Source organism: Catellatospora coxensis (assembly GCF_016862635.1).
Lineage (GTDB): Bacteria > Actinomycetota > Actinomycetes > Mycobacteriales > Micromonosporaceae > Catellatospora > Catellatospora coxensis.
This window is the reverse complement of record NZ_BONI01000062.1, coordinates 22,491-48,338: the sequence shown is the minus strand read 5'-3', so window position 1 is coordinate 48,338 and position 25,848 is coordinate 22,491. Positions and strand designations below refer to the sequence as shown.

General features: G+C 72.3%; 24 protein-coding genes and 1 riboswitch. Of the genes, 20 read left to right on the top strand and 4 right to left on the bottom strand.

What is annotated here, in order from left to right:
- The first annotated feature begins 52 nt into the window (after nt 1-52).
- The 4 genes from Cco03nite_RS29965 (at nt 53) to Cco03nite_RS29950 (ending at nt 3,339) form a co-directional block, all read left to right on the top strand.
- The gene (locus Cco03nite_RS29965; RefSeq protein ID WP_203696145.1) at nt 53-343 is read left to right on the top strand and encodes a DUF4229 domain-containing protein; all 291 of its coding nucleotides are present in this window, start codon (nt 53-55) and stop codon (nt 341-343) included.
- 29 nt (nt 344-372) lie between these two features.
- Nucleotides 373-521, top strand: a riboswitch (cobalamin riboswitch).
- A 103-nt stretch (nt 522-624) separates the two neighbouring features.
- Nucleotides 625-1,542 carry an ABC transporter substrate-binding protein gene (locus tag Cco03nite_RS29960; protein WP_203696184.1) on the top strand — a complete coding sequence of 306 codons (918 nt, stop codon included), beginning with the start codon at nt 625-627 and terminating at the stop codon, nt 1,540-1,542.
- Nucleotide 1,543: 1 nt separating this feature from the next.
- A complete protein-coding gene (locus Cco03nite_RS29955) occupies nt 1,544-2,572 on the top strand; it encodes a FecCD family ABC transporter permease (RefSeq protein ID WP_203696143.1) in 1,029 nt (342 codons plus the stop codon).
- Complete coding sequence (locus Cco03nite_RS29950; RefSeq protein ID WP_203696141.1) at nt 2,572-3,339, top strand: ABC transporter ATP-binding protein; 768 nt, start codon at nt 2,572-2,574, stop codon at nt 3,337-3,339. Before Cco03nite_RS29955 ends, Cco03nite_RS29950 begins: the two co-directional genes overlap by 1 nt.
- Here Cco03nite_RS29950 and Cco03nite_RS29945 read toward each other — a convergent pair.
- Entirely contained in the window at nt 3,332-4,651 is a 1,320-nt protein-coding gene (locus tag Cco03nite_RS29945; protein ID WP_203696139.1) for an aminotransferase class V-fold PLP-dependent enzyme, read from the bottom strand. The two genes, Cco03nite_RS29950 and Cco03nite_RS29945, sit on opposite strands and share 8 nt — an antisense overlap.
- Nucleotides 4,652-4,773: 122 nt before the next feature.
- On the opposite strand from Cco03nite_RS29945, the gene Cco03nite_RS29940 reads away from it, so the two are divergent.
- Both Cco03nite_RS29940 and Cco03nite_RS29935 read left to right on the top strand, forming a co-directional pair.
- Nucleotides 4,774-4,959, top strand: a complete 186-nt coding sequence (locus Cco03nite_RS29940; RefSeq protein ID WP_203696137.1) for a hypothetical protein — start codon at nt 4,774-4,776, stop codon at nt 4,957-4,959.
- Nucleotides 4,960-4,984: 25 nt separating this feature from the next.
- A complete protein-coding gene (locus tag Cco03nite_RS29935; protein ID WP_239167773.1) occupies nt 4,985-5,143 on the top strand; it encodes a hypothetical protein in 159 nt (52 codons plus the stop codon).
- A gap of 64 nt (nt 5,144-5,207) precedes the next feature.
- Here Cco03nite_RS29935 and Cco03nite_RS29930 read toward each other — a convergent pair whose 3' ends face one another.
- On the bottom strand, nt 5,208-7,241 hold the full coding sequence (locus tag Cco03nite_RS29930; RefSeq protein WP_203696134.1) for a HelD family protein: 2,034 nt from the start codon (nt 7,239-7,241) through the stop codon (nt 5,208-5,210).
- Between the two features lie 134 nt (nt 7,242-7,375).
- On the opposite strand from Cco03nite_RS29930, the gene Cco03nite_RS29925 reads away from it, so the two are divergent.
- Both Cco03nite_RS29925 and Cco03nite_RS29920 read left to right on the top strand, forming a co-directional pair.
- A complete protein-coding gene (locus tag Cco03nite_RS29925) occupies nt 7,376-7,945 on the top strand; it encodes an ArsR/SmtB family transcription factor (protein ID WP_239167772.1) in 570 nt (189 codons plus the stop codon).
- A gap of 76 nt (nt 7,946-8,021) precedes the next feature.
- The gene (locus tag Cco03nite_RS29920; RefSeq protein ID WP_373314359.1) at nt 8,022-8,870 is read left to right on the top strand and encodes a menaquinone biosynthetic enzyme MqnA/MqnD family protein; all 849 of its coding nucleotides are present in this window, start codon (nt 8,022-8,024) and stop codon (nt 8,868-8,870) included.
- A 6-nt stretch (nt 8,871-8,876) separates the two neighbouring features.
- On the opposite strand, the gene Cco03nite_RS29915 is transcribed toward Cco03nite_RS29920, so the two are convergent.
- Together Cco03nite_RS29915 and Cco03nite_RS29910 are read right to left on the bottom strand one after the other, a co-directional pair.
- Nucleotides 8,877-9,821 carry a hypothetical protein gene (locus Cco03nite_RS29915; RefSeq protein ID WP_203696132.1) on the bottom strand — a complete coding sequence of 315 codons (945 nt, stop codon included), beginning with the start codon at nt 9,819-9,821 and terminating at the stop codon, nt 8,877-8,879.
- A 53-nt stretch (nt 9,822-9,874) separates the two neighbouring features.
- Complete coding sequence (locus tag Cco03nite_RS29910; protein WP_203696130.1) at nt 9,875-10,771, bottom strand: serine hydrolase; 897 nt, start codon at nt 10,769-10,771, stop codon at nt 9,875-9,877.
- Between the two features lie 337 nt (nt 10,772-11,108).
- On the opposite strand from Cco03nite_RS29910, the gene paaA reads away from it, so the two are divergent.
- The 12 genes from paaA to Cco03nite_RS29850 all read left to right on the top strand — a co-directional run bounded on the left by paaA (nt 11,109) and on the right by Cco03nite_RS29850 (nt 25,828).
- Nucleotides 11,109-12,134, top strand: coding sequence for a 1,2-phenylacetyl-CoA epoxidase subunit PaaA (gene paaA, locus Cco03nite_RS29905; RefSeq protein WP_203696128.1), 1,026 nt, complete (start codon nt 11,109-11,111; stop codon nt 12,132-12,134).
- Nucleotides 12,131-12,415 carry a 1,2-phenylacetyl-CoA epoxidase subunit PaaB gene (gene paaB / locus Cco03nite_RS29900; protein ID WP_239167770.1) on the top strand — a complete coding sequence of 95 codons (285 nt, stop codon included), beginning with the start codon at nt 12,131-12,133 and terminating at the stop codon, nt 12,413-12,415. The genes paaA and paaB overlap by 4 nt, the downstream gene beginning before the upstream one ends.
- Nucleotides 12,412-13,110 (top strand): 1,2-phenylacetyl-CoA epoxidase subunit PaaC, encoded by a 699-nt coding sequence (gene paaC / locus Cco03nite_RS29895; RefSeq protein WP_203696126.1) that lies wholly within the window; start codon nt 12,412-12,414, stop codon nt 13,108-13,110. Before paaB ends, paaC begins: the two co-directional genes overlap by 4 nt.
- Before the next feature lie 82 nt (nt 13,111-13,192).
- The gene (gene paaD, locus Cco03nite_RS29890; protein WP_203696124.1) at nt 13,193-13,663 is read left to right on the top strand and encodes a 1,2-phenylacetyl-CoA epoxidase subunit PaaD; all 471 of its coding nucleotides are present in this window, start codon (nt 13,193-13,195) and stop codon (nt 13,661-13,663) included.
- Nucleotides 13,664-13,673: 10 nt separating this feature from the next.
- Nucleotides 13,674-14,723 carry a 2Fe-2S iron-sulfur cluster-binding protein gene (locus Cco03nite_RS29885; protein WP_203696122.1) on the top strand — a complete coding sequence of 350 codons (1,050 nt, stop codon included), beginning with the start codon at nt 13,674-13,676 and terminating at the stop codon, nt 14,721-14,723.
- Between the two features lie 124 nt (nt 14,724-14,847).
- On the top strand, nt 14,848-18,132 hold the full coding sequence (locus tag Cco03nite_RS29880; RefSeq protein WP_203696120.1) for a hypothetical protein: 3,285 nt from the start codon (nt 14,848-14,850) through the stop codon (nt 18,130-18,132).
- A gap of 16 nt (nt 18,133-18,148) precedes the next feature.
- Complete coding sequence (locus Cco03nite_RS29875) at nt 18,149-19,030, top strand: IPT/TIG domain-containing protein (protein WP_203696118.1); 882 nt, start codon at nt 18,149-18,151, stop codon at nt 19,028-19,030.
- 5 nt (nt 19,031-19,035) lie between these two features.
- Nucleotides 19,036-22,371 carry a hypothetical protein gene (locus tag Cco03nite_RS29870; RefSeq protein WP_203696116.1) on the top strand — a complete coding sequence of 1,112 codons (3,336 nt, stop codon included), beginning with the start codon at nt 19,036-19,038 and terminating at the stop codon, nt 22,369-22,371.
- A gap of 222 nt (nt 22,372-22,593) precedes the next feature.
- Nucleotides 22,594-23,784, top strand: coding sequence for a cyclic dehypoxanthinyl futalosine synthase (gene mqnC, locus Cco03nite_RS29865; RefSeq protein ID WP_203696114.1), 1,191 nt, complete (start codon nt 22,594-22,596; stop codon nt 23,782-23,784).
- A gap of 171 nt (nt 23,785-23,955) precedes the next feature.
- Nucleotides 23,956-24,774 (top strand): hypothetical protein, encoded by an 819-nt coding sequence (locus Cco03nite_RS29860; protein ID WP_203696111.1) that lies wholly within the window; start codon nt 23,956-23,958, stop codon nt 24,772-24,774.
- Nucleotides 24,775-24,828: 54 nt separating this feature from the next.
- Nucleotides 24,829-25,524: a demethylmenaquinone methyltransferase gene (locus tag Cco03nite_RS29855; protein ID WP_203696104.1), complete on the top strand. Its 696-nt coding sequence runs from the start codon at nt 24,829-24,831 to the stop codon at nt 25,522-25,524.
- A gap of 49 nt (nt 25,525-25,573) precedes the next feature.
- Nucleotides 25,574-25,828 (top strand): hypothetical protein, encoded by a 255-nt coding sequence (locus Cco03nite_RS29850; RefSeq protein ID WP_203696102.1) that lies wholly within the window; start codon nt 25,574-25,576, stop codon nt 25,826-25,828.
- Nucleotides 25,829-25,848 lie beyond the last annotated feature (20 nt).

Here is a 25,848-nt window from a genome sequence, read left to right as displayed (position 1 = left end):
CTCCACGCGGGGCTGACCGAGGCCGGACAGGTTCGGCGGCTACCCTGGACCGGTGAGTCCTGCTGTCAAGTACACGCTCGCCAGGCTGATGCTCTTCCTGGCCGTCTTCGCCGCGCTGTGGTTCGTGCCGAACCTGAGCATGCTGCTCAAGTTGATGATCGCCATCCTGGTGTCGGCGGCGGCCAGCTACTTCCTGCTGCGCAACCTGCGCGACGACGTGGCGGCCCAGGTCGAGGGCGTGGTGGACCGCCGCAAGGCCGAGAAGGACCGGCTGCGCGCCGCCCTGGCCGGCGAGGACGAGGCCGCCGCGCCCGTCGAAGAGGTCCACAAGACCCAGGCGTGATGAGCCTGCGCACATCCTCCACTCCGCGTCGTGAGCATCGGCACGGGTGTGTATTAGCGTGTCGCCTGACTGTCCCGCAGCGAAGCCGGTGCGAACCCGGCGCTGTCCCGCAACTGTGATCCCACTCGATCTTCTCGGGTGGGCGAGCCAGGTCGCCTGCGGCAGTCGCGAACCACGCTCTCGAGGAAGGGCGTCTCGCGGACCGGGCTGCCCCACCTGATCGGGCCCTGTCGGCGAAGGACCTGCCTCGACCGATAGGAGGATCAGTGCGTACCCGTTTCCTGTCCCGCCGTGCGCTCGGCGCGCTGGCCGCCGCCGGCCTGGTGGCCGCGCTCGCGGCCTGCGCCACGAACGACCCGGCGACCCCTGCCGCGTCCGGCGCCGCTGCCGCGTACCCGGTGACCGTCGGCTCGGTGACCCTGCCCGCGCAGCCCGTGAAGATCGTTTCGCTGTCGCCGACCACGACCGAGATGCTCTTCGCGCTCGGCGCCGGCGGCCAGGTCGTCGCCGTCGACGACAACTCGAACTTCCCGGCGGACGCGCCGAAGACGGAGCTGTCCGGCTTCCAGCCCAACGCCGAGGCCGTCGCGGCCAAGAGCCCCGACCTGGTGGTGCTCAGCACCGACGCCAACAACGTCGTCGCCCAGCTGACCACCCTCAAGATCCCGGTGTACGTGGCCCCCGCCGCGGTCACGCTGGAGGACACGTACCAGCAGCTCGCCGAGCTGGGCGAGCTGACCGGGCACAAGGCCGAGGCGGCCGCGCTCACCCAGAAGATGAAGGACGACATCGCCAAGCTGGTCAAGGACCTGCCGAAGCGTGCGACCCCGCTGTCCTACTACTACGAGCTGGACCCGACGCTGTACTCGGTGACCTCGAAGACGTTCATCGGCTCGCTGTTCGAGCTGGCCGGGCTGAAGAACGTGGCCGACGCCGCCGACACCAAGGGCAGCGGATACCCGCAGCTCACCGCCGAGTCGCTGGTCAAGTCGAACCCCGACCTGATCTTCCTGGCCGACACCAAGTGCTGCCAGCAGAGCCTGGACAGCGTGAAGGCACGCGCCGGCTGGGCGGGCATGACCGCCGTCAGCAAGGGCCAGGTCATCGCGCTGGACGACGACATCGCCTCGCGCTGGGGCCCCCGCGTCGTCGACCTGATCCGCGCGATCGTCGAGGCCGCGAACAAGGTCCCGGCCTGACGTGACGACCCTGCGACCGGCACGGCTGCGCCCCGGGTGGCTCGCCGCCGGGATCGGAGCCGTGCTGGTCGCGCTCGTCGCCGGGGTCGCCCTGGGCCCGGTGACGCTACCGCCCGGCTCGGTCGCGGCGGAGCTGCTCAACCTGATCCCCGGCGTGGACCTGCCGTCGGGGCTGGACGAGCGCGAGATCGCCATCATCACCGAGCTGCGGCTGCCGCGGGTGGTGCTGGGCCTGCTGGTCGGCGCGATGCTGTCCCTGGCGGGCGGCTGCTACCAGGGCGTCTTCCGCAACCCGCTGGCCGACCCGTACCTGCTCGGTGTCGCCGCCGGAGCCGGGCTGGGCGCGACCATGGCGATCGCGTTCCGGGCCGGGGCGGTGCTGCCACCGGCCGCGTTCGCCGGGGCGGGCATCGCGGTCGTGGTCACCTACCTGCTCGGGGTGGCCGGTGGGCGGGACCGCTCGTCGGCGACGCTGATCCTGGCCGGGGTGGCCGTGTCCAGCTTCCTCGCCGCGATCCAGACCTACCTGCTGCAGCGCAACGTGGACACCATCCGCGAGGTGTACTCCTGGCTGCTCGGGCGGCTGGCCACCAACGGCTGGCACGAGGTGACGCTGCTGCTGCCGTACGCGCTGGTCACCACGGTCGTGGTGCTGGCCCTGCGCCGGGAGCTGGACGTGCTCAGCGTCGGCGACACCGAGGCGGCGAGCCTGGGCCTGCACCCGCAGCGCTCCCGGCTCATCCTGCTGGCCGCGGCCTCGCTGGGCACCGCCGCGGCGGTCGCCGTGTCAGGGCTGATCGGCTTCGTCGGCATCATCGTGCCGCACGTGGTGCGCCTGCTGGCCGGTGGCTCGTACCGGTCGATCCTGCCGCTGTCGCTGCTGTTCGGCGCGGCCTTCCTGGCCCTGGCGGACCTGGCCGCGCGCACCCTGATCGCCCCGGGCGAGCTGCCGATCGGCGTGGTCACCGCGTTCTTCGGCGCGCCGTTCTTCATCCTGGTGCTGCGCTCGACCCGGCGGGTGAGCGTCTGATGCTGGCCGTCGAGGACGTCCGGGTGACCCTGGGCGACGCCGAGATCCTGCACGGCGTGGACCTGACCGTGGCCTCCGGCGAGTGGGTGACCGTGATCGGCCCCAACGGCGCGGGCAAGTCGACCCTGCTGCGGGCCGTCGGTGGTGCGGTGCCGTTTCACGGAAAGATCATCATTGACGGTACGCCGACCAGCGCGCTGCCGCGCCGCCGCCGCGCCCAGCTCGTGGCGACCGTCGCCCAGCAGCCCGTGGTGCCGCCCGGCATGCGGGTGCTCGACTACGTGCTGCTCGGGCGCACCCCCTACATCGCCCCGCTGGGCCGGGAGTCGGCGCAGGATCTGTCCATCGTGGAGCAGGTGCTCGACTCCCTCGAACTGCGCCGGTTCACCGGCCGCGAGCTGGAGACGCTGTCCGGCGGCGAGCGCCAGCGGGTGTTCCTGGCCCGCGCGCTGGCCCAGGGCGCGCCACTGCTGCTGCTCGACGAGCCCACCTCGGCCCTGGACATCGGCCACCAGCAGGAGGTGCTGGAGCTGGTCGACCGGCTGCGCCGGGAACGCTCGCTGACCGTGCTGGCCACCATGCACGACCTGTCCATCGCCGGCGAGTACGCCGACCGCCTGGTGCTGCTCGCCGATGGCCGGGTCGCCGCCGACGGGCCGCCCGCGCAGGTGCTGACCGAGGAGCTGCTCGCGCTGCACTACCGCGCCCGGGTCCGGGTGATCGCGGGCGAGTTCGGCCCGATCGTGGTCCCGGTGCGCGTCAGCTGATCTCGCGTACCGCCGCGAGCGCCCGGTCCACGTCAGCCTCGTTCGTCACGATGCTCGTCCCGAACCGCAGGTAGGACGGGTTGTACGGCGTCGTGCTGGTGATGATGTCCTTGGCCGCCAGCACGGAGACCGCCGCGGCCGGGCTCATCGACTTCAGCTCGCAGCAGACCAGCCCGGCGGACAGCTCTGCCGCCTTCGGCGTGATCAGCTCGACGCCGTCGATCGCGGCCAGGCCTTCCTTGAGCCGGGTCGCCAGCTCGGTCGTACGCGCCGCGACGCGGGCGCGGGTCAGTGCGGCGTGGAAGTCGAAGGCCTGCTCCAGCGCCCACAGGTGCTCGAAGTTGTGGTAGCCGCCCGGGGACGCCGACGGCGCGGGCAGGGCCGGGTCGAAGCCCAGCCAGTGCGCGAAGCCCGCCTGCTCGAACGTGGGGATGGCGGGCCGGAACCGGGCCCAGGCCTCGGGCCGGCCCCAGACCATCCCGGTGCCGCGCGGGCCGAACAGCCACTTGTGGCACCCGGAGACGAGGAAGTCGCAGCCCAGCTCGGCGGGTCCGGCGTCGACCGCGCCGAAGCCGTGCACCCCGTCCACGCACAGCAGCGCCCGCTTCTCCGGGGGCAGGTCGCGGTTGTGCGCGGCCAGCACGTCGGCGATCGCCCGGATTGGCATGCGCAACCCGGTGCTGGAATGGACCCAGGTCACCGCGACGATCCTGGTCGCCGGGGTGAGCGACTTGGCGACGGCCTGCGCGATCTGGTCGGCGCTCGCCGTGGCGGGCTCGGCGAACAGCCGCACCCTGCGCACCGTCACCCCGTCGCGGGCCGCGCGCAGCCGCAGCGACTCGTGCGTGGAGTAGAAGTCGTGCTCGGTGGTGAGCACCTCGTCGCCGGGCCGCAGCGCGATCCCGCCGTAGAGCAGGCCGAGGCCCATCGTGGTCGAGTCGGTGAAGTACACGTGGTCGCCGGACCCGCCGAGATACTTGCCCGCCGCGAGGTGCAGCCGCTGCCGCGCGTTCTCCTCCTGGGAGTGCAGGTAGCCGACCGTGTCCCGGTCCAGGCCCTCGCGATGCCGCGAGATCGCGGTCCGTACGTCGGTCGGCGGGCTGGCGAACACGAATGCTGCGAACTGCGCCTTGGCCGTGTCCAGCAGGAACTGCCGCCGAACGCTGTCCCAGCTGTTCGGGTCCAGTGGCGCGTACACGGGCGGCGGATTCTCGACGACCGTGTCCCCGTCGCATGCCGACAGTGCGCCCAGCGCAGCGGTGGCGGTCAATCCGCCCAGCAGCCCCCGACGGCTGACAGAAAGCTCACCCATCGCCATATCGGACCACGACCGCCGCCTGTCCGCCATCGGAAACAGGGCGGGTTCCTCACCGCAGCGCCGCGCACATCACCGACGTAGTCAATAGACTTGTGGCGTTCCTGGGGAGGTGACGGTTGCACGAGGACCGCGTCAAAGACGAGTTCGCCCGGATCGAACTCGTCACTCGCATGCAGCGCGACGGCGAGATGATCAGCCAGTATGAGTACGGCCTGACATTTCATCGTCGTCGGGTGGAAGCTGATCGATACCAGTTGGGCAGGCTCGACGAGAGGTTGGAGGTCGGTCGTGACAGTGGATGAGCACATCGCCGCACTTCATGCGTTCATGCGTGCGGATCATGAGGAATACATCGCCCAGGTACGCGGCTGGGCGGAGAGCGCCGATGCGGAGGGCCGTGTCGCGGCCGCTCGGCAGCACTGGGGCCACGTCCGTACGCTGGAGGCCATGGACAAGCCGTGGGAGACCAAGCCACGCGCTGCCTGACATCATCCCGCGACCTTCCACCAGAGCCCCGCCCGGACCTGCCGTGCGGGGCTCTGGCCTGTCGTCAAGCGCGCAAGGGTTCCGGGAGGGGTTCGGTGTGCAGGACGATGAGGCTGGTGACGGCGCGGGTGAGGGCGACGTAGAGGCGGTGCAGGCCGCGCGGTTCGGCGGCGACGATGGCGGCGGGTTCCAGCACGATCACGTGGTCGTACTCCAGACCCTTGACCATGGTGGCCGGCACGACGGTGAGGCGGCCGTCGCCGTCCAGGTCGGACGGTTCGAGACCGGCCGCGTGCAGGGCGTCGAGCACGTCCGGCACGGCCGCGTCGGCGGCGATGACGCCGACCGAGCCCTCGCGGGTCAGCGCGGTCCGGGCCGCGGCGACCACGTCGGCGGACTCGGTGACCTCCAGCGAGCCGTCCCGGCGCAGCGAGCGGGCCGGCGGCACCGCCACGTCGAGGGCGGGCAGCAGCCGGTTGGCCAACGCCACCACCGCGGACGGGACCCGGAAGCCGGTGCTCAGCGGCACGATGCGGCCGTCGGGGCGGCCCAGGTGGCCGAGCATGTCGCGCCAGTCGCGGGCGGCCCACGGCGTGGTGCCCTGGGCGAGGTCGCCGAGGATGGTCAGCGAGCCGTGGCCGCTGCGCCGGGCCAGCGCCCGTGCCTGCATCGGGGACAGGTCCTGCGCCTCGTCGACGACGATGTGCCCGAACCCGGCCGGGCGGTCGAGCAGCCCGGCGATCTCGTCGGCCAGCACCGCGTCGGCCGCGGTCCACGGGGCGCTACGCAGGCTGCGCGGCGGCTTGGCCCAGTGCAGCAGTTCCTGCTCCTCGGGGGCGAGCAGCCCGTCGGCGGCCCGGCTCAGCGCTTCGGCGTCGGTGTAGAGGTCGGCGAGCAGCTGCTGCGGGGTGACCGCGGGCCAGCAGTGGTCCAGCAGTTCGGCCACGGGCTTGACCTTGCCCATCTTGCGCAGCCAGGAGTCCGGCGGGGAGTCGCCGCGGCGGGCCTCGGACTGCCGTTGCAGCAGCCCCACCACCCGGGCGCGTACCCGCTCCCGGCCCAGCGCGTACGGCGGCTGCTCGCGGCGGACCTCGTCGACGACGCGGCGCAGCACGCCCTCGTCGACGCGCCAGCGGTACGAGCCGTCCGAGACGGTGATCGGCCCGGTGGGGCGGGCGATCCGGGCCCACAGGGCGCGGTGCAGCACCTGCGCCATCCGCGCGTCGTGCTTGAGGGTGGCGGCCGCGACACCGTCCTCGGCGCGCACCGGCAGGTGGTCGAGCAGCTCGGCGACGGTGGACTGGGAGACCTCCAGCTCGCCGAGGGCGGGCAGGACTGCGGAGATGTAGTGCAGGAACGCGCGGTTGGGGCCGATGATCATCACGCCGGACCGGCGCAGCCGCTCCCGGTGCAGGTAGACCAGGTACGCGGCGCGGTGCAGGCCGACCGCGGTCTTACCGGTGCCGGGCGCGCCCTGTACGCAGATGGTGTCCTCCAGATCGGCGCGGACCAGCTCGTCCTGCTCGGGCTGGATGGTCGCGACGATGTCGCGCATCGGGCCGACGCGGGGCCGCTCGATCTCGGCGGTGAGGATGGCGCTGTCGGTGCCCAGCTCCTCGCCGTGGTCGAGGTGCTCGTCCTCGAAGCTGGTCAGCGCCGTGGCGCCGCCGGGTGCGGCGGGCGCCCAGCCGAACCGGCGGCGCACCGCGACGTCCTGGGGATCGCGCACGCTGGCCTGGTAGAACCGGCGCGACATGGGCGCACGCCAGTCGAGTACCAGCGGCTCGCCGACCGCGTCGGAGACGTGCCGCCGGCCGATGTGCCAGCGTTCGGCTCCCATGGTCAGCTTGCCGAAGAACAGCGGCACGGCGGGGTCGTCGGAGAGTTCCTTGATGCGCTGGGCCATCTGGCGGCCGAGCTGCTCGGCGGTGTACGCGTCGCCGGCGACCTGGTCGCCGACAGAGAACAGCTGCTCGGCGCGCTCGCGCATGGCCTTCAGCGCGGCGCGGGAGGTGACCAGGTGGGCTCGTTCGGCGGACAGCTCGTCGGTGGGCGATGTGGTGGGGGTCTCGTGGGCGGTCGGAGTTACGGCGGTCATGGCCGTCCTCTCGGGTGAGAAAGATCGGCCGCCCGGCGCTGCGCTCGGTGGATAAGCGCTGTCGGCAGTGCCCTTCACAATCGACCGACCATGGTAGCTGTCATCGACGGGCAGTCACGTGATTTTCTTTACCGGTGAGCTCCGAGGGACTGCTGAAGATCACCGACCCGTCGGTGATGCGGGCGCTGGCGCATCCGGCCCGTATTGCGATCATGGATCATCTCTCCGCCACCGGTGAGGACGCGACGGCCACCGAGTGTGCGGAGATGGTCGGCCTGTCCCCCAGCGCGACCAGCTACCACCTGCGGGCGCTGGCCAAGGCGGGGCTGATCGAGGACGCGCCGAGCCGGGGCGACGGCCGGGAACGAGTGTGGCGCGCCCGCACTCGCGGCTGGGAGGTGGAGATCGGCCCGGACGGCGGCTCCGAAGCCCGTGCGGCCGAGAGCGCGGTGGCCGGGGTCTTCCTGGCCCAGGGCGACGAACGGGTGCGCCGATGGCTGTCGCGCTCGCACGAGGAGACGACGCAGTGGTACGACGCCGCGCTGATGAGCGAGTTCGGCATCGTCATCACCGCCGACGAGCTGACCGCGCTCACCGACAAGATGGCCGAGCTGCTGGAGCCGTACAAGGTGAGCAAGCGCCAGGAGGTGCCCGACGACGCACGGCGGGTCACCTGCCAGATACGCGCGGTGCCGGTCGACTGACCGGACCCGCCACTCAGGTCACACCTGCCGCGGGCACCGCCCGAATGGTCGCCCGCGGCGGGTAGGCTCCCTGATCATGAACGCGGTGCGGCGTCCCCGGGTAGGGCACATCCAGTTCCTGAACTGTCTCCCGATCTACTGGGGACTGATGCGCTCAGGCGCCCTGATCGACGTCGAGCTGCGCAAGGACACCCCCGACCGGCTGAGTGAGGCGCTGGTCGCCGGCGACCTCGACATCGGCCCGATCTCGCTGGTGGAGTACCTGCGCCACGCCGACGAGCTGCTGCTGCTGCCCGACCTCGCGGTCGGCTCGGACGGCCCGGTGCTGTCGGTCAACGTGGTCTCCACCAAGCCGCTGCAGGAGCTGGACGGCACCCGGGTCGCGCTGGGCAGCACCTCGCGCACCAGCGTGCTGCTCGCGCAGATGCTGCTGCTGGAGCGCTACGGCGCGAGCCCCGACTACTTCACCTGCCCGCCCGACCTGACGCAGATGCTGCTGGAGGCCGACGCGGCGGTGCTCATCGGCGACACGGCGCTGCGCGCGCTGTTCGAGGCGCCCAAGCGCGGGCTGGCGGTCACCGACCTGGGCCAGGCCTGGCGCGAGTGGACCGGCCTGCCGATGGTGTTCGCGGTGTGGGCGGTCCGGCGCGACTTCGCCGCCGCGCACCCCGGCCTGGTCAAGGACGTGCACCAGGCGTTCCTGCGCTCGCGCGACCTGTGCGTGGACAACCTGGACGAGGTCGCCGCGTCGGCGGCCCGCTGGGAGCCCTTCGACGCCGCCACGCTCGCCTCGTACTTCCGCGTGCTGGACTTCTCGCTGGGCGGCCGGCAGATCAACGGGCTGCGCGAGTTCGCCAGGCGGGCCGCGCTGGCCGGCCACGCCCCGGCGCTGCCCGCGGGCGGCCCGGAGTTCATGGAGCTGTAGCCCCGGTCAGACCAGCTCGGTCTTGGTGCGCAGCTGGGCGGCGACGGACTTGGCGATCTCGCCGCCGTGCGTCCAGGACGTGCTCAGCGGGAAGCGGGTCAGCACGGCCATGGTCCAGTCGTCGCCCAGGGCCAGGCAGTTGACGTTCCATTCCTTGGTGGCCTGCCGGTCGACCCAGCCGTTCTTGATGGCGATACGCGACTGCTCGCCCGCCGGGAACGCCTTGCGGATGCCGAAGTCGCCGGTGCCGCGTACCGCGCGCATCTCGCCGACGAGGTAGCTGGTCCAGGTGGGGCCGGCCGCCCGGCCGGTGCCGATGGCGTGCGCGATGCGGCAGGTGTCGCGCGCGGACAGCCGGGTGGTGCTCCAGCCGTCGCCCGCCTTGGAGTCGGTCAGCCCGCAGACGTCGATCAGGCGCGCGATCGTCGCCGAGCGGCCCAGCTCCGCGTACAGCGTGGAGGCGGGGCCGTTGGCGCTGTCCCGGATCATCGTGCGGATCTCGTTCATCCGGGTCGAGCTGGGCGTCTGGCCCGCCTCGGCGGCGCGGCGCAGGTAGTCGGCGGCCAGCCAGGCCTTGATCATCGAGGCGGTCATGTTGGTCTGGTTGAGGTTCTTGGAGCCGACGATCTTGCCGGTCTTCCGGTCCATCAGGGCCCAGCTCCACCAGGCGCTGGTCTTCACGGTGACCAGCGAGCCCGCCTCCGGGGCGGTCAGCACGTCCACTTCCGCGTGTGCCACCCCCGGTCGTCCGGGCTGCACCGGCGCGCTGAGGGCGGTCGCGGACTCCGGGCTCGCCGAGGCGCTCGGCGCCACGGCAGGGTCCTGCCAGTTCGCGGCGACGGCGGGTGCGCCGCTGCCACGGCCGGCCAGCCAGAAACCACCGCCGGCCAGGGCGGCCAGTCCGGCGGTGCCGGCCAGCAGCGCGCGCCGACGGGAGAACAGCTCTGTCATGAGGGGGAACTCCGGGGAGGGGAGGGCGGCGCGGAGGGGTGCTCCGCCGGGGGTCAGGTCAGCGGTGGGGTCACCAGCTGCCGCGCCACGTCGGCGCAGACGTCGGCCCCGTACTGCAGGCCGTTCTCGACGGGGTATCGGGTCATCACGTTCATGATCCAGTCATCGCTGATGGCGAGGCAGTTCAGGTGCCAGTTGCTGTCGGCGCCGATGGCCGTCCAGCCGTTCTTGATGGCGAGGGTGCGGGCGAGGGTGTCCGGCACGCCGTCGATGATGCCCCACCGGCCGCCGCCCGTGGTCGCGAACTGCTCCTCGGGGGCCGTCGAACCGGTCACCTGGCGCATCTCGGAGAGCACCCAGCCGGTCCAGGTCGGGCCCGCCGCCGTGCCGTCGGCCACGCACTGGGCCAGCCGGACCGCGTCGCGCGGGGACATCTGGGTGCGGCTCCACCACTGGTCGAACAGGGTGGTGTCGGTCAGGCCGCAGATGTCGATCATCCGCTGGACGACCTCGTTGCCGCCGCCGGACAGGTAGAGGGCCTGCGCGGCGCGGTCGTCGGAGTGCCGGATCGCGGCGCCCGCCTGGGCCAGCTCCTGCGGGGTCACGGCCTGCCCGGACTCGGCGGCGCGGCGCAGGTGGTCGGCGACCAGCCACACCTTGATCATCGACTCGGTGCTGCTGGTCTGCGTGGCGTTGCGGGACGCGATGATCTCGCCGGTGTGCCGGTCGAGCATGGCGTAGCCGATGAAGTCGCCGGTGAAGGCGAGGTTGACCCGGCCTGCGGTCAGCGACCGGCTCGGCCGCTCGGCGGCGCGGGCGGAACCGCCCTGCTTCGCGGCGGCGGGCTTCGCGGCGCTCGCGGCCGGGACGGGGGCCGTGGTGGCCGACGGGGCCGCGGCGGGCACGGCGGTGGCGGCCGGGGGCGGAGTCTCGCCTGCTTCTGCGCTCACCCGGACATTCTGCGAGCCGGTGAGAGCAGCGGCGGCACTAGGGGCCACCAGCGCGAAGACCAGAACGCCCAGCGCGATCGTCGCGGCGGTGAGAGGGGTACGGCGGCGCATGTTGAGGGGTGCTCCCGTTCGACGGCATTGTCGTGGGTCGCCCGGGTATGGGGTGGTCCCGGATTGGCAGCAACGGTAGGTCGCACCGCAGTGAGCTGCCATATCCGAGTCTTGCTCGCGCTCATTCCCCATGCCAGTGGTGACGCAGGTCACGTCCGTGCGGGCACGGGAGCGCTGGTTGTGACAGTTGTTGCGCCGATACGCGCAAAGCTGTAACACTGGCCGCATGGAGACGGGTATGCCTGGCGTTGCCGGCGCGGAAAGCCTGCTCGGCGAGGTCGAGGAGGCCGAGGCCGCGCTGCGCGAGGCCGCCGATCGGGCGCTGGACGGCGAGGCGTCGTTCGAGGCCGTGATCGCCGCCGATCAGAAGATCGAACCGCGGGACGCCATGCCCGACGCGTACCGGGCCGGGCTGATCCGCCAGATCGCCCAGCACGCGCACTCCGAGATCATCGGTATGCAGCCCGAGGGCAACTGGATCAGCCGCGCCCCCTCGCTGCGGCGCAAGGCGATCCTGCTGGCCAAGGTGCAGGACGAGGCCGGGCACGGGCTCTACCTGTACGCGGCCGCCGAGACGTTGGGCGTCAGCCGGGCCGAGCTGGACACCGCCCTGCTCACCGGCAAGCAGAAGTACAGCTCGATCTTCAACTACCCCACGCTCAGCTGGGCCGACGTCGGCGCGATCGGCTGGCTGGTGGACGGCGCGGCGATCGTGAACCAGGTGCCGCTGTGCCGCTGCTCGTACGGGCCGTACGCGCGCGCCATGATCCGCGTGTGCAAGGAGGAGTCCTTCCACCAGCGCCAGGGCTACCAGTCGCTGTACGTGCTCGCCCAGGGCACCCCGGAGCAGCGGGCGATGGCGCAGGACGCGGTGGACCGCTGGTGGTATCCGTCGCTGGCGATGTTCGGCCCGCCGGACGCGGACTCGACGCACTCGGCGCAGTCCATGGCCTGGAGGGTCAAGCGCTTCTCCAACGACGAGCTGCGCCAGCGCTTCGTGGACATGTGCGTGCCGCAGGCGGAGATCCTCGGCGTGACCCTGCCCGACCCGGACCTCAAGTGGAACGAGGAGCGCGGGCACTACGACTACACGTCTCCGGACTTCGAGGAGCTGATGCGGGTGGTCAAGGGCGACGGCCCCTGCAACCGCCAGCGCCTGGCGCACCGCAACCGGGCACACGAAGACGGCGCGTGGGTGCGCGAAGCAGCCGCGGCATACGCGGCGAAGAACAGCAGGAAGGTAGTGGCGTGACGAGCGACGAACCTCTGTGGGAGGTGTTCATCCGGCCTCGGCGCGGGCTGGCGCACACCCACGCCGGCAGCCTGCACGCGCCGGACGCGGGCATGGCCCTGCGCCACGCGCGCGACCTCTACACCCGCCGCCAGGAGGGTGTCTCCATCTGGGTGGTGCCCGCCGCGGAGATCACCGCGTCGAGCCCCGACGAGAAGGACTCCTTCTTCGACCCGGCGGCCGACAAGATCTACCGGCACCCGACGTTCTACGAGCTGCCGGAGGGGGTGGCCCACCTGTGAGTGAGGTTGCCACTGAAGTGGAGCTGCTGGGGCTCGGGGACGATGCGCTGATCGCGGCGCAGCGGCTGGCCGAGTGGGTGTCGCGCGCCCCCACGCTGGAGGAGGACGTGGCGCTGGCCAACATCGCCCTCGACCAGCTCGGCGCGGCCCGGATGCTGCTGGCCGCCGTCGGCGACGAGGACGAGCTGGCCTACCGGCGCGACGACCACCAGTTCCGCAACTGCCTGCTGGCCGAGCTGCCGCTCGGACCGGGCCGCGGCGACCTGGACTTCGGCTGGACGATGAGCTGGCTGCTGATGCTGTCGGCGGCGCAGCTGCTGCGCTACACCGACCTCGCGGGCGGCTCCGACGAGCAGGCCGCGGCGATCGGGGCGAAGGCGGTCAAGGAGTCGACCTACCACCTCGACCACGCCAGGCAGTGGATGCTGCGGCTGGGCGGCGGGACCGAGGAGTCGCAGCGCCGGGTGCAGCAGGGGCTGGACGGGCTGTGGCCGTACGGCCACGAGCTGACCGAGGGCATCCGGGACCGCTGGCTGGCGATCGTCGAGCCGGTGCTCGCCGAGGCGGGCCTGAAGCGCCCCGACGACCGCTGGCGGCCGGGCGGCGGCCGGGACGGACGGCACACCGAGCACCTGAGCTACCTGCTGGCCGAGATGCAGTCGCTGCACCGGGCGCACCCCGGGGCGCAGTGGTGAGCATGACGCGGCTCGCCGACCCGGTCCGCCCGGCGGGCAGGGCGGGTCGGCGAGTGGACGCAGCCGACGGAGGGAGACCGTGATGACGGCGACGCGGGCCGATGCCGCAGCGATCGCGGGCGCGGTGCCCGACCCGGAGCTGCGCGTCGTGACGATCGGCGAGCTGGGCATCGTGCGCGGCGCGGAGCAGGCCGAGGACGGCCACGTCGTCGTGACGATCACGCCGACGTATTCCGGCTGCCCGGCGATGGACGCGATCCGCGACGACATCCGGTCCGCGCTGGCCGCGGCCGGGTACGCCGACGTCGAGGTCAAGACCGTGCTCAGCCCGGCCTGGTCCACTGACATGATCACCGAGTCCGGCTGGGCGGCGCTGGAGCGCACCGGCATCGCTGCGCCGGGCCCGTCCGGCACGCCGACGTGCCCGCGTTGCGGGCACCAGGGCCGGCCGACGCCGGTGCTGCAGATCAGCCGGTACGCCTCGACGCCGTGTCAGAGCCTGTGGAGCTGCCGCTCCTGCCTGGAACCCTTCAACGCCATCAAGAAACTGTGAGCACGCCGCTGTGAGCACGACCTTCCACGAGCTGACCGTCACCGCGGTCGAGCAGCTGACCCCGTCCGCGGTGGCGCTGACCTTCGCGGTGCCCGCCGAGCTGCGGCCGGCCTTCACGTTCCGGCCGGGGCAGCATGTGACCGTACGCCTGGACGACGAGCTGCGCCGCTCGTACTCGATCTGCTCCACGCCCGCGCAGCTGCGCGAGCGGGGCACGCTGACGATCGGCGTGAAGCGGGTGCCCGGCGGGGTCTTCTCCACCCGGGCGCAGGCGCTCGCGGCGGGCGAGACGCTGCCGGTGCTGCCGCCGCTGGGCCGGTTCACCACCGAGCTGGACCCGGCCCGCTCCCGCCGGTACGGCGCGATCGTGGCGGGGTCCGGGATCACGCCGGTGCTGTCGCTGGTGTCCACGGCGCTGGAGACGGAGCCGGGCAGCACGTTCGCGGTGGTCTGCGGCAACCGCAGCGCCGCCGAGGTGATGTTCGCCGACGCGCTGGCCGACCTGAAGGACCGCTTCCCGGGCCGCTTGCAGCTGGTGCACGTGCTGTCCCGGGAGACGCAGCCGAGCGACCTGCTGTCGGGCCGGTTGGACGCCGACCGGGTGACGACGCTGCTCAAGGAGTTCGACCTGGGCGGGGTGCAGGAGTGGTTCCTGTGCGGGCCGCTGGGCGTGGTGCGTTCGGCGCGGGAGGCGCTGGCGGCGGTGGCCGCGTCCGGCAAGGTGCACGTCGAGCTGTTCCACGCGGAGGAGCCGCCACCGCCGGTCGCCGACGTGGCGGGCGGCGACGTGGAGGTCTCCATCGTCCTGGACGGACGGTCCACGGACTTCACCATGGACCGGTCCGAGCGGGTGCTGGACGCGGCGCTGCGGCACCGCGGCGAGCTGCCGTACGCGTGCAAGGGCGGGGTCTGCTCGACCTGCCGCGCGAAGGTGGTCTCGGGCGCGGTGCAGATGGCCGCGAACTGGGCGCTGGAGCCCGACGAGGTGGCCGCAGGATACGTGCTGACCTGCCAGTCGAGCCCGACGAGCGAGGAGCTGGTGCTCGACTTCGACGCCTGACGGGCAAACCCGTCGTTTCCCGATCAGTGCATCGGGCGTGTTGTGTTCCAAATCGGGCAAATGCCGCGTACAACACAGATGACCGGAGATCACCGGTGATCCTGCGCGGCCGAATGGGACAGCCATGCCCGAGGAAGAAGTTCGCGACGAAGCCGCGGCGCCGACCACGTTCGCGCGACGCAAGCTGCTCGGCCTGGTCGCCGCGGGCGGCGGTGTGGCACTCGCCGCGAAGCTGGGCCTGGACGGCATCCCCCGGCAGCCGCTGGCGCTGCTGGAGAACCTGCTCGGCCCGCTGCTGGAGTCGGTGCCGCCACCGGGCAGCCTGCTGGTGGCGCGCGGCGACGACGGGCTGCTGCTCGGCTTCTCGTTCGTCAACCTGGAGGTGCGCGCGCCGAGCTTCGGCCAGCCCGCCCGCCTGGTGCTGACCGACTCGTCCACCGCCGGGCAGATCGTGCTCGGCCTGGGCCCGCAGAGCCTGCTGGAGCAGGCGTTCTACGACGACGGCGGCGGCGTGGACGCGCCGGACGACCCGGTGCCCGCGCTGGTGTCCGGGCCGAGCCGGCTGGTCTTCACCGTGCCGCCCGGCTCCGCGCCGGTGCTGTACAACCTGAGCACGCTGCTGAACCTGGTCGCGTTCCCGCTGGCCGTCAGCGCCGCGGCCAACGGCACGGCCACCCCGTCCGCGCAGCCCGCCCCCGGGGTCACCGCCATCGAGGCGCCCTACCGGCTGCTGCTGTCCCCGCCCGCGAGCGCCGCGTTCACCGCGTCGCGGATCCCGGTGACCCGCAACGGGCGCAGCGAGCTGTGGCACGCCCGCGCGATCGCGCAGCGCCTGCCCAACGGCTCCGCCGACGAGCGGCCGGTGCCGGTGCCCGTACGCGCCATCTGGAACAGCGACCGGGACGGGCCGGTCACCGGTGCGCCGTGGGCGCTGGCGGAGAACACCGTCGCGCTCACCCCGGCCGACCGGGCCAGGCTCGTCGACGCCACCACCACGCCCACCGACGGCGTGAACATCCCGGCGCAGGCCTCGCTGCTGCTGGTGTCGGCGATGGGCGCGAGCCTGGACATCACCGGGGCCTGGCCGACCCGCGACGACGTGGTGGCCTGGCGGCACCGTTCCTACCTCGGCCGCGACAACTACGTGAAGGTCGAGGAGCCGGGTTTCCTGTTCCCGTTCGGATTCCGGGCCACCCGCGTGAAGATCACCGAGCGGGTCATCGACGACGGCATCGCCATCCTGCGCAAGCGCATCTTCATCGTGGTGCGCGAGCCCGAGATCGTGTTCAACCGTCCCGACCAGCGCAACGACGGCCGCAACCTGGCCTTCGTGAAGGCGGTGACGACCACCCTGGTCTCCCCGCCGCTGCTGGCCGACCAGACGCCGATCGGCGCCGGCGGCGCGACCTGGATCGAGGTGCGCGACGACAACGGCGACCGCACCCGCCTGCGCTACCAGCTGCAGCTCATGGACCGGACCGACCGGGTGGTCACCGCCGACCTGCCGATGATCTGGGTGCCGGCGGGCGACCTGGACGACCCGAACATCCCCGACGATCCGGCCACACCGCAGCAGACGGGCACGGCGTACGACCGCGCGAAGATGGTGGAGATCGTCAACGCCTACAACGGGACCGGCGCGGGAGACCGCACCCTGCACCTGGCCGGGCAGCGGCTGGCGTTCGTCGCGCCGGTGAAGGCCGCCGACCTGCCCCCGAACGCCCGCCCCGAGGACCCGGCGCTGCCCACGTTCGACGTGGAGATCCTCGCCGAGCCGACCGACGGCACGCTGACCTCGATGGACCTGTACACGAAGCGGCTGCTCGGGGCGTTCCCGACGATGGGCACCGTCGATGTGCCCTACCTCGCGGCGCTTCCGGTGGCCGCGCCGGTCGCCGCCGGGCGCCGGGCCGCCGCGACCAAGGCCGCGAAGTCGCAGGTACGCCTGGAGGCGCTGGACTCCGTCGGCGGCGAGGCGGGCGGCACCGCCGCGATCGAGTACGCCGCCGAGTACCTGGCCGGCGCCTTCGGCGGCACCGCGAACGCCGGTGAGGTGTGGGCGACCATCGCCGCCCCGCCGAAGCTCGCCGTGCCCCAGCAGACCGGTGGCGGGCTGGCCGCGCCGCAGCTGTCGGTGCAGGGCCTGTCCCGGGCGTTCGGCCCGATCGCCGACCCGGTCGCGATCGCCAAGGGCGACTTCCGGCCCGACGAGTACTTCAAGCTGCCCGACATCACCCTGCTCGGCGGCATCCCGCTGCGTGAGGTGGTGGACGGCAACGCCCCGGTGATCTCGCAGCCGCGGGCGCTGGAGGGCGACCACGTGCCCAAGGTGGTCACGGTGCGCACCGCGCAGGCCGTCGACACCGTCATCACCTGGAAACCGTTGCTGCGTACGGCACTGGACAACCTGTTCGTGCCGTCCACGGCCGAGGCGGACAAGCGCCTGGAGCTGAAGGCCGAGTTCCACACCGACCTGTCCAGCGGCGCGACCAGCAGCAAGGTCACCGGCGAGCTGCGCGACTTCACGCTCAACTTCGTCGGCACCGGAGCGCGCGGCTTCATCAGCCAGCGGGTCGCCAAGCTGCGCTTCGAGAGCCGCGACGGCGCGAAGCCCAGCATCGACATCCAGCTCGGCGCGGTGGAGTTCCAGGGCGACCTGCGCTTCCTGAACGACCTGCGCAGCCTGCTGCCGTCGCTGCCCGGCGGGGTGAAGCTGGACATCAGCCCGCGCGGCGTCACCGCGGGCCTCACCATCGCGCTGCCGGCCGTGGCGATCGGCGTGGTGCTGATCCGCAACATGTCCCTCGGCATCCTGTTCGACCTGCCGTTCAACGGCGACCAGGCGATCCTGACGTTCAGCTTCGCGACCCGGGAGAACCCGTTCCAGGTCACCGTGAGCGCGTTCGGCGGCGGCGGTTTCCTGGCGCTGGGCATGGGCACCCGAGGGGTGCAGCAGATCGAGGGCGCGCTGGAGTTCGGCGCGGCGGTCGCGCTGGACTTCGGGGTGGCCAGCGGCTCGGTGTCCATCATGGCCGGCATCTACTTCAAGTACGCCCAGCGCCAGTCGGCCGACGGCAGCAACGCCGCGCCGGCCGGGGAGACGTTCATCATCACCGGCTACGTACGCGCGGTGGGCAAGCTGGACGTGCTCGGGCTGATCCACGTGACGGTCGAGTTCTACCTGGGCCTGACGTATTTCAAGGAGACCGTGCCGGAGCCGCTGCCCGCCCCGCCGGGCCGGGTGCAGGGCGAGGCGACGCTGACCATCCGGGTCGAGGTGCTGCTGTTCAGCGCGGACGTGAGCGTGTCCATGCGCAAGGAGTTCGCGGGCGGGCCCGACCCGACGTTCGGCCAGCAGATCACCGCCGGCGACTGGGCCGCGTACTGCGCGGCGTTCGCCACCGCCTGAGCGAGGAGAGTGGGACATGCCCTTCACCGAGACGTTCCTGTGCACGCCGCTGCCGGATGGCATCACGGGCAGCAAGGTGCGCATCGCCGTGCTGGTGAGCCCGCGGCTGGGCGGTGACGCGGCCGACGACCTGGACAACTGGCCCGACGTGCGGGACTGGCCGGACATCCGGCCCACCTGGCAGGTGACCATCAAGCAGGGCGACACCGAGGCGGTGCTCACCGGCACCGAGGTCGTGCCCGCGGCCGGCTACGACGACGCCACCTGGGAGCAGCTGTTCCCGCACACCATGCAGGTCACGCCGTACGTGCCGGTGGACCGGTCGGAAGCGCGGATCTACTCGTACCCGGTGGCCAAGGTTGTGGAGTTCGTCAAGGAGCTGCACACCAAGGTGCTGACGGGTTCGCGTACGCAGTTCCCGACGCTCACCGAGCTGCAGGACGACGACGTGTTCAAGGCGCTCAAGCAGGCGCTCGACCCGGTCAACCTGGGCGAGCTGCAGGATCGGTGGTCGGAGGGTCCCGAGGAGGACGCCGACGACCCGTTCTCGGCTTTCGCGCCGCTGGAGTTCATCTACGGGTCGCGCCCCGGTTCCGCGCCCCCGCCCCTGCCGACGGAGCCGCCCGTGGTCACGAACGTGGATCCGGACACCGGGGTCGTCGGCGGGCGCACCGTGGTGACGATCACCGGCGAGAACTTCTTCGAGCCGATCCGGGTCTTCTTCGGCAGCAACCTGGCCACCGAGGTCGAGGTGCTCGACGAGGAGACCCTCAAGTGCCGCTCGCCACGCGCGGGCTTCCTCGACGTCGAGGTCGACGTGCGGGTCGAGACCAACAGGGGCGCCAGCCCGGTCTCGCCCGACGCCAAGTTCACCTACTACGTACCCGGACCCAGGTGAGATCAGTGCCGCAGCAGCCCACCTTCGACGTGCAGGGCGCCCTCGCGGCGATGGCCGACTACCCGGTCATGCTGCGCCGCCTCGGCGTCATCCGCGTCATCGAGGTCGACCTCGCCGGGTCGGGCATCGACCCGGCCGACGCCGGCCCGGTGACCGTCAAAGCCAAGCCGACCTGGTCCACCAGGCTCCCGGACGCCCAGGTCGACCGGCCCGCGGTGACGGTGCCCGCGTACCTGTCGCCGACCCGGTTCTCGCTGTTCGCCGACGGCCGCGTCGACGCCACCGCCACCAAACTGTCGGTGACCGAACTGGACACCGACAGCGCCGGCGTGCGCCTGCTCGACCTGGCCCGCCAGGTCGTCAACGCCGAGCGCGAGAACGCCGCAGCGGCGGCCAAGAACCCGCCCGAGCTGCCGCCGGTGTCGCTGCCGAACCGGCTGTCGCTGCCGTCGCTGCGCAACGCGGGTATCTGCGTCGCCCAGCAGAGCCGCGCCGTGGACCTGCGGAACCGGCTGGAGTCGGGCAAGGACCTGGTGTCGGCGTCGGACGACAAGACGGTCACCGACGCCCGGCACGCGGTGCTCGGCCACGTGCTCGACGTGTGGGACGACCGCACCGGGCGCTGGCACTCGCTGTGCGCCCGCCGGGGCACGTACCGGCTGCCGGGCGGGACGACCTTCACGCACGACGACGAGGGTCCGATCTCGATGGCGGTGACCGCCCGCGACCAGGCCGAGCCGGACGACACGCTGTACCTGCACCAGTCGCTGGTGCGCTGGACCGGGTGGAGCCTGGTCGCCCCGCGGCCGGGCCAGCCGGTGGTCACCGAGGACGAGGGCCGGGTGCCGTCCGCGCCCGAGGGCCCGGGGCTGCCCGGGTTCTCCGTCGGCTTCACCGCCAAGCCGGGTTCGCTGCCGCGGCTGCGGTTCGGCGTCGGGTACCGCTTCCAGCTGCGCATCGTCAACGCCGCCGGCCACGTCGAGCCGCTGCAGCCGGCCTCGGCCGACTTCAGCCGGGCGGTGCCCGCCGGGTCCGCGCCGCCCGCGAAGTACCTGCGCTTCGAGCCGATCTCGTCGCCCGTGGTCGTCGCGCAGGCCCCGATGACCGAGGGCGAGTCGCTGGAGACGCTGGTGATCCGGCCCGACCCGTGGCCCGGCGGCATCATCGGCAGCATCCTTGCGCCGATCCTGGGCACCGGCTCGACCCGGCACCTCGCGCCGCCGAAGGTCAACCAGCAGCTGTGCGAGGAGCACGGCGGGTTCGACAACGCGCAGGGCGTGCCGGACCCCGGCCGGTACTCGCTGATCGCCCAGCGCGACGCCGCGGACCTGGCCACCGTCGGCACCGCCGACCCGAACCGGGCGGGTCAGCGCTACTACTCGGGCACCACGCTGCCGGTGAGCTGGCTCGCCGACCCGATCTCGCGCGGGTTCGCGCTGGCCGGGCTGCCCGGTGGCCTGGTCAAGGTGGCCTTCGACCCGGTGGCGGGGCAGTCCTGGCCCAACGTGCGCGCGGCCCGGCTCCAGCTGATCGACGGCACGGGCACGCCGCAGTGGAACGCGCTGCTGCGGGTGCTGACCGTGCCGGTGCCCCGCGGCGAGCGGCGCGAGGTGCGGTTGAGCAGCTACCTCAACAACGCCGACCTGGCCCTGCTGGGCCACTTGGGCTGGCTGGCCGACAGCGGCGCGTCCGCGTCGACGATCGCGGCGGTACGCGCCGACACGGCCGCGGGGCAGTGCTGGCAGATCACCCCGTACCGGATGCTGACCCTGGTCAACGCGGTGCGGGTGCCGGTGACCGCGCCGGTGCTCGACACGGTCGCCTTCGTCGACGCCGACGAGCCGCGCGAGCCGGGTTCGCACCGGCAGGATCTCGCGGTCGCCGCGACCGTGCACCGGCCCAGCACCGGCACGCTGACCATGACCGCGACCTGGACCGACCTGCTCGACGACCCGATCGAGCAGCCGGCCGGGCCGGAGAACCGGGTCCGGCGGGCGATCCCGCAGGTGCTGGCCGCCGAAGGTAGGCCGTTGCCGGAGTTGACCGTCGGTTACGCGCCCGACCCGGCGACCGGTGCGCAGGTGCGCTTCACCGCGACGCAGGGTTTCGGCGACACCCGCCGCCGCGTGGTCAGCTACGCGCTGACCGGCACCACCCGGTACATGGAGTACTTCGCCCAGCGCGGCCGGGTCGTGCTGCGCGGCAGCACGGCGACGCAGGTCGCGCGCGCCGGCATCGCCCCCGGCACGGATGTGGTGCGCTCGCTGGACGGCACGCTCACCTACCGCCGGACCATCGACTACACGGTGAACGAGGCCCAGGGCACCATCGCGCGCATCCCGAGCGGCGCCATCCCGAACGACGCCACCGTCGAGGTCGCGCTGGTGGCGCTGCCGGTGAGCCGGCCGAGTGCCGGGCAGCCGCTGGTGGTGGACCTGCCGAGCACCGCCCGGCCGCTGCCGCCGAAGCCGGCCTGGATCGTGCCGACCTTCGGCTGGACCGAGTCGTCGGCCAACCTCGGCCGCACCCGGACCAGGGCGCGCTCCGGCGGCGGCCTGCGCGTCTTCCTGGAGCGCGGGTGGTACTCCTCCGGCGTGGGCGAGCAGCTCGCCGTCGTGCTGGCCGACGGCAGCATGTCCGGCGACGACGAGCAGCTGCGCACGATCGTGACCCGGCGGGCCGCCGACCCGGTGACCGCACGCACCGCGACGCCCACCGAGTTCCCCGCCGCGGCCGAGTTCACGCTGGCCAAGGCTCGGGTGGCGGGGATCGTGCCGGTCGAGCTGCCCGAGCGGACGGTCTCCGTCGCCGCGCACGACGTCGTCTTCGACACCGAACGCAAGCGCTGGGCCTGCGACATCGTGCTGCCGCCGGGCAGTCAGCACCAGCCGTTCGTCAGCCTGGTGCTGGCCCGCTACCAGCCGAACTCGCTGGACGGGCTGCACCTGTCGCCGGTGGCCCAGGTGGAGTGGGTGCAGCTCGCCCCGGACCGCACCGCGACCGCGGTGACGGAACTGCTGGACCTGACCAAGGTGACGGTGACCGTGGCAGGGCGCTCGCCGTCGGGCACCGCCGCGGTGCCGGGCCAGCCGAACGCGGTGTCGGTGCTGGTGCAGTCGGCGTCCGGGCTCAACCCGGGCGACCTGGACTGGACCGTGGTCGGCCCGGCCGACGGGCAGCGCCTCACCGCCGCCGCGCAGCCCGGCGGGACGACGCTGTGGACGGGCACGCTGCGGCTGCCCACGTCGCGCCTGCTGCGGGCGTACCGGCTGGTCATCGTGGAGCAGGAGCAGCACGCCGGCGGCGGCCGCCTGGTCTACAGCGACGTCATCCGCCTGTGACCCACGCGCCCGTCCGGGCTGCGATCCAGCGAGACCCGCCCCGGCCGCCCTGGCCCACCGACTCGCCAGGCACATGTGCGTATCTTGAAGCCGCTTTCGGCCATGTGCCTGGCAAGTCGAACGATCATGGACCGGCCGTGACCAGCGCGTCCGCCGTGGAAGGAAGGCGCTGTGACGGACCAGCCAGATCAGGCACGGCGGCGACCCGATAGTCTCGGTGGCGTGACTGCGAACCGGGAGATCGACAGCATCGTGCAGCGGGCCGCGGACGGCGGCCGGATCAGCTCCGAGGAGGCGCTGCTGCTGTACACCGACGCGCCGTTCCACGCGCTCGGTGAGGCCGCAGACGCGGTGCGCCGCCGCCGCTACCCGGACGGCGTGGTCACGTACCTGATCGATCGCAACATCAACTACACCAACGTGTGCGTGACGGCGTGCAAGTTCTGCGCCTTCTACCGGGCCCCCAAGCACAGCGAGGGCTGGACCCACGACACCGCCGAGATCCTGCGCCGCTGCGGCGAGGCGGTCGAGCTCGGCGCGACGCAGGTGATGCTGCAGGGCGGGCACCACCCCGACTACGGCGTGGACTACTACGAGAACCTGTTCTCCTCGGTGAAGCAGGCGTTCCCGCAGCTCATGATCCACTCGATCGGGCCCAGCGAGATCCTGCACATGGCCAAGGTCTCCGGCGTCTCCATCGAGGACGCCGTCGTGCGCATCAAGGCGGCCGGGCTCGACTCCATCGCGGGCGCGGGCGCGGAGATGCTGCCCGACCGGCCGCGCAAGGCGATCGCGCCGCTCAAGGAGTCCGGCGCGCGCTGGCTGGAGGTCATGGAGGTGGCGCACCGGCACGGGGTCGAGTCCACCGCGACCATGATGATGGGCACCGGCGAGACCAACGCCGAGCGCATCGAGCACCTCACCATGATCCGCGACGTGCAGGACCGCACCGGAGGCTTCCGCGCCTTCATCCCGTGGACCTACCAGCCCGAGAACAACCACCTCAAGGGGCGTACGCAGGCGACCTCGCTGGAGTACCTGCGCCTCATCGCGGTGGCCCGGCTCTTCTTCGACAACGTCGCGCACCTGCAGGCGTCCTGGCTGACCACCGGCAAGGACGTCGGCCAGCTCGCGCTGCACATGGGCGTGGACGACCTGGGCTCGATCATGCTGGAGGAGAACGTCATCTCCTCGGCGGGTGCCAAGCACCGGTCCAACCTGCACGACCTGGTCCAGCTCATCCGCACCGCCGGGCGCATTCCGGCCCAGCGCGACACGCTGTACCGGCACCTGAACGTGCACTGGACCCCGGCCGACGACCCCACCGACGAGCGCGTGACCTCGCACTTCTCCTCGATCGCGATCGAGGGCGGCGGCGTCGGCAAGCAGCTCCCGCTGGTGGAGGCGCGCTGAGCCCGGCGCTTCGCCGGCAAGATCGGTGTTTCGGGTCAGGAAGTCGGGTGGGACCGCACTTCCTGACCCGAACTCGTGATCATCCCCACCCGGTGCGTGACTGATCGGCCTATGGGCCGGTCCCGGGCGCGGGGTTACCGTCCAGGGTTGGCGACCCGTGGGAGGACGGCGATGGAACGGCACGTGATCAGGTTCGCGACGGTGCTGACGGCACTGCTCGCCGGGCTGGGCGTCGTCGCGTCACCCGCCTGGGCGGCCGACTCCGATCTCAAGGTGCAGTCGGGGGACGGCCAGAACGGCGCGATCGGGCAGACCGTGAGCGTGCCGCTGGGCATGGCCGACAACGGCCCCGACCCGATCGGAGCCAGCCCGGTGACGCTGACCTACCGGGCTCCGGCGGGTGCGGTGATCGTCCGGGCCAACGGCGGGACGAACTGCCAGTTCAACGCCTCCCGCACCACGGCACGCTGCCAGCTCGGGGCCGGCTGGCGCGCGGACATCGCCCTCAAGAAGCCCGGCGAGTTCGTCAACCGCAACCTCGACCTGCGGATCGAAAGCAAGATCACCGCTCCGGGTTCGTTCACCGTGAACTGCGAGTGCGACCCGAAGAAGGGCAACAACGCCACGAACGTCGTGCTCAACGGCGTCACCAAACCGCTGCCGAGCGCCTCGCCCACCCCGTCGGCGAAGCCGTCGCGCTCCGCTACCCCGTCGCCCAGCCCGTCGGCGACCCCGAGCGAGACGCCCGAGATCACGGACGAGCCGGTGGCCGAGGAGTCGGCGGACCCGGTCGTGGCCGAGCCGTCCGGGCCGGGGACGTCCGGCAGCGCCACGCTGAGCGGGATGATGCTGATCGGCTTCGGGGTCGTGCTGCTCGGCCTGGTCGGGCTGGGTGGAGCCGCCTACCTGTGGCGGGCGCGTTCCGGTCGCGACGGTGACGGCGACGGTGACGGCGGCGTCGACATGGACGCGACACAGGTGATCAGGTAGCGCAGTGTGGCGGCCGCCGCAGCGCGCCCGGACGGCGTTTGGCAGAGTGGCGATGTGAGCCGCGCAGACCTGGATAAAGAGCCGTACGAGATCGCCGCCATGTTCGACGGCGTCGCGGAGAAGTACGACAAGACCAACTCCGTGCTGTCGTTCGGCCAGGACAAGGGCTGGCGTCGCGCCACCCGGGCCGCGCTGAACCTCAAGCGCGGCGAGAAGGTGCTCGACCTGGGCGCGGGCACCGGTGTCTCCACCGAGGAACTGGCCCGCTCGGGGGCGTACGTGGTCGGCGTCGACCTGTCCCTGGGCATGCTCGCGGTGGGCCGCCGCGACCGGCCGCACGTGCCGCTGGTCGCCGGGGACGCGCTCGCGCTGCCGTTCCCCGACGCCACCTTCGACGCGGTGACCACGTCGTTCGTCATCCGGAACGTGGCCAACACCCCGGCGGCGCTGCGCGAGCTGGCCCGGGTCACCAAGCCGGGCGGCCGCCTGGTGATCTGCGAGTTCTCGCACCCCGTCAACGGCGCGTTCCGCACGGTGTACCTGCAGTACCTGATGCGCTCGCTGCCCGCGGTGGCCCGCAAGGTGTCCAGCAACCCCGAGGCGTACGTCTACCTCGCCGAGTCGATCCGGGCCTGGCCCAACCAGAACGAGTTCGCCAAGATCATTGGCGAGAACGCCTGGTCGCAGGTGAAGTACCGCAACCTCACCGGCGGCATCGTGGCCCTGCACCGGGCCGTCAAGCCCGCCTGATCCGGGCGTTCGCCGGACACGGCCCGCCGCGCCGCCGCACGATCGAGTCATGCGGTATGACGAGAGCGCGGTGATCGGCGTCCTCGGCGGCGGCTACGGCGAACCACCGGTGCGCGTCGCCGACCTGGAGGAAGCGGCCCGGCTCGCCGCGGCCCGCCGCGCGGCAGCGCGTGCCGAGGTGCCCGCCGAGGCCACGCGGCCCGAATTGACCACGCGGCCCGAATTGACCACGCGGCCCGGGGGAAACGTGCTTCCCGAGGCGCAGCCGTGCGGCGATGCCACCCGCACCCTTCCACCTGCCTGAGGTGTCCCGCCAGTGCGCTG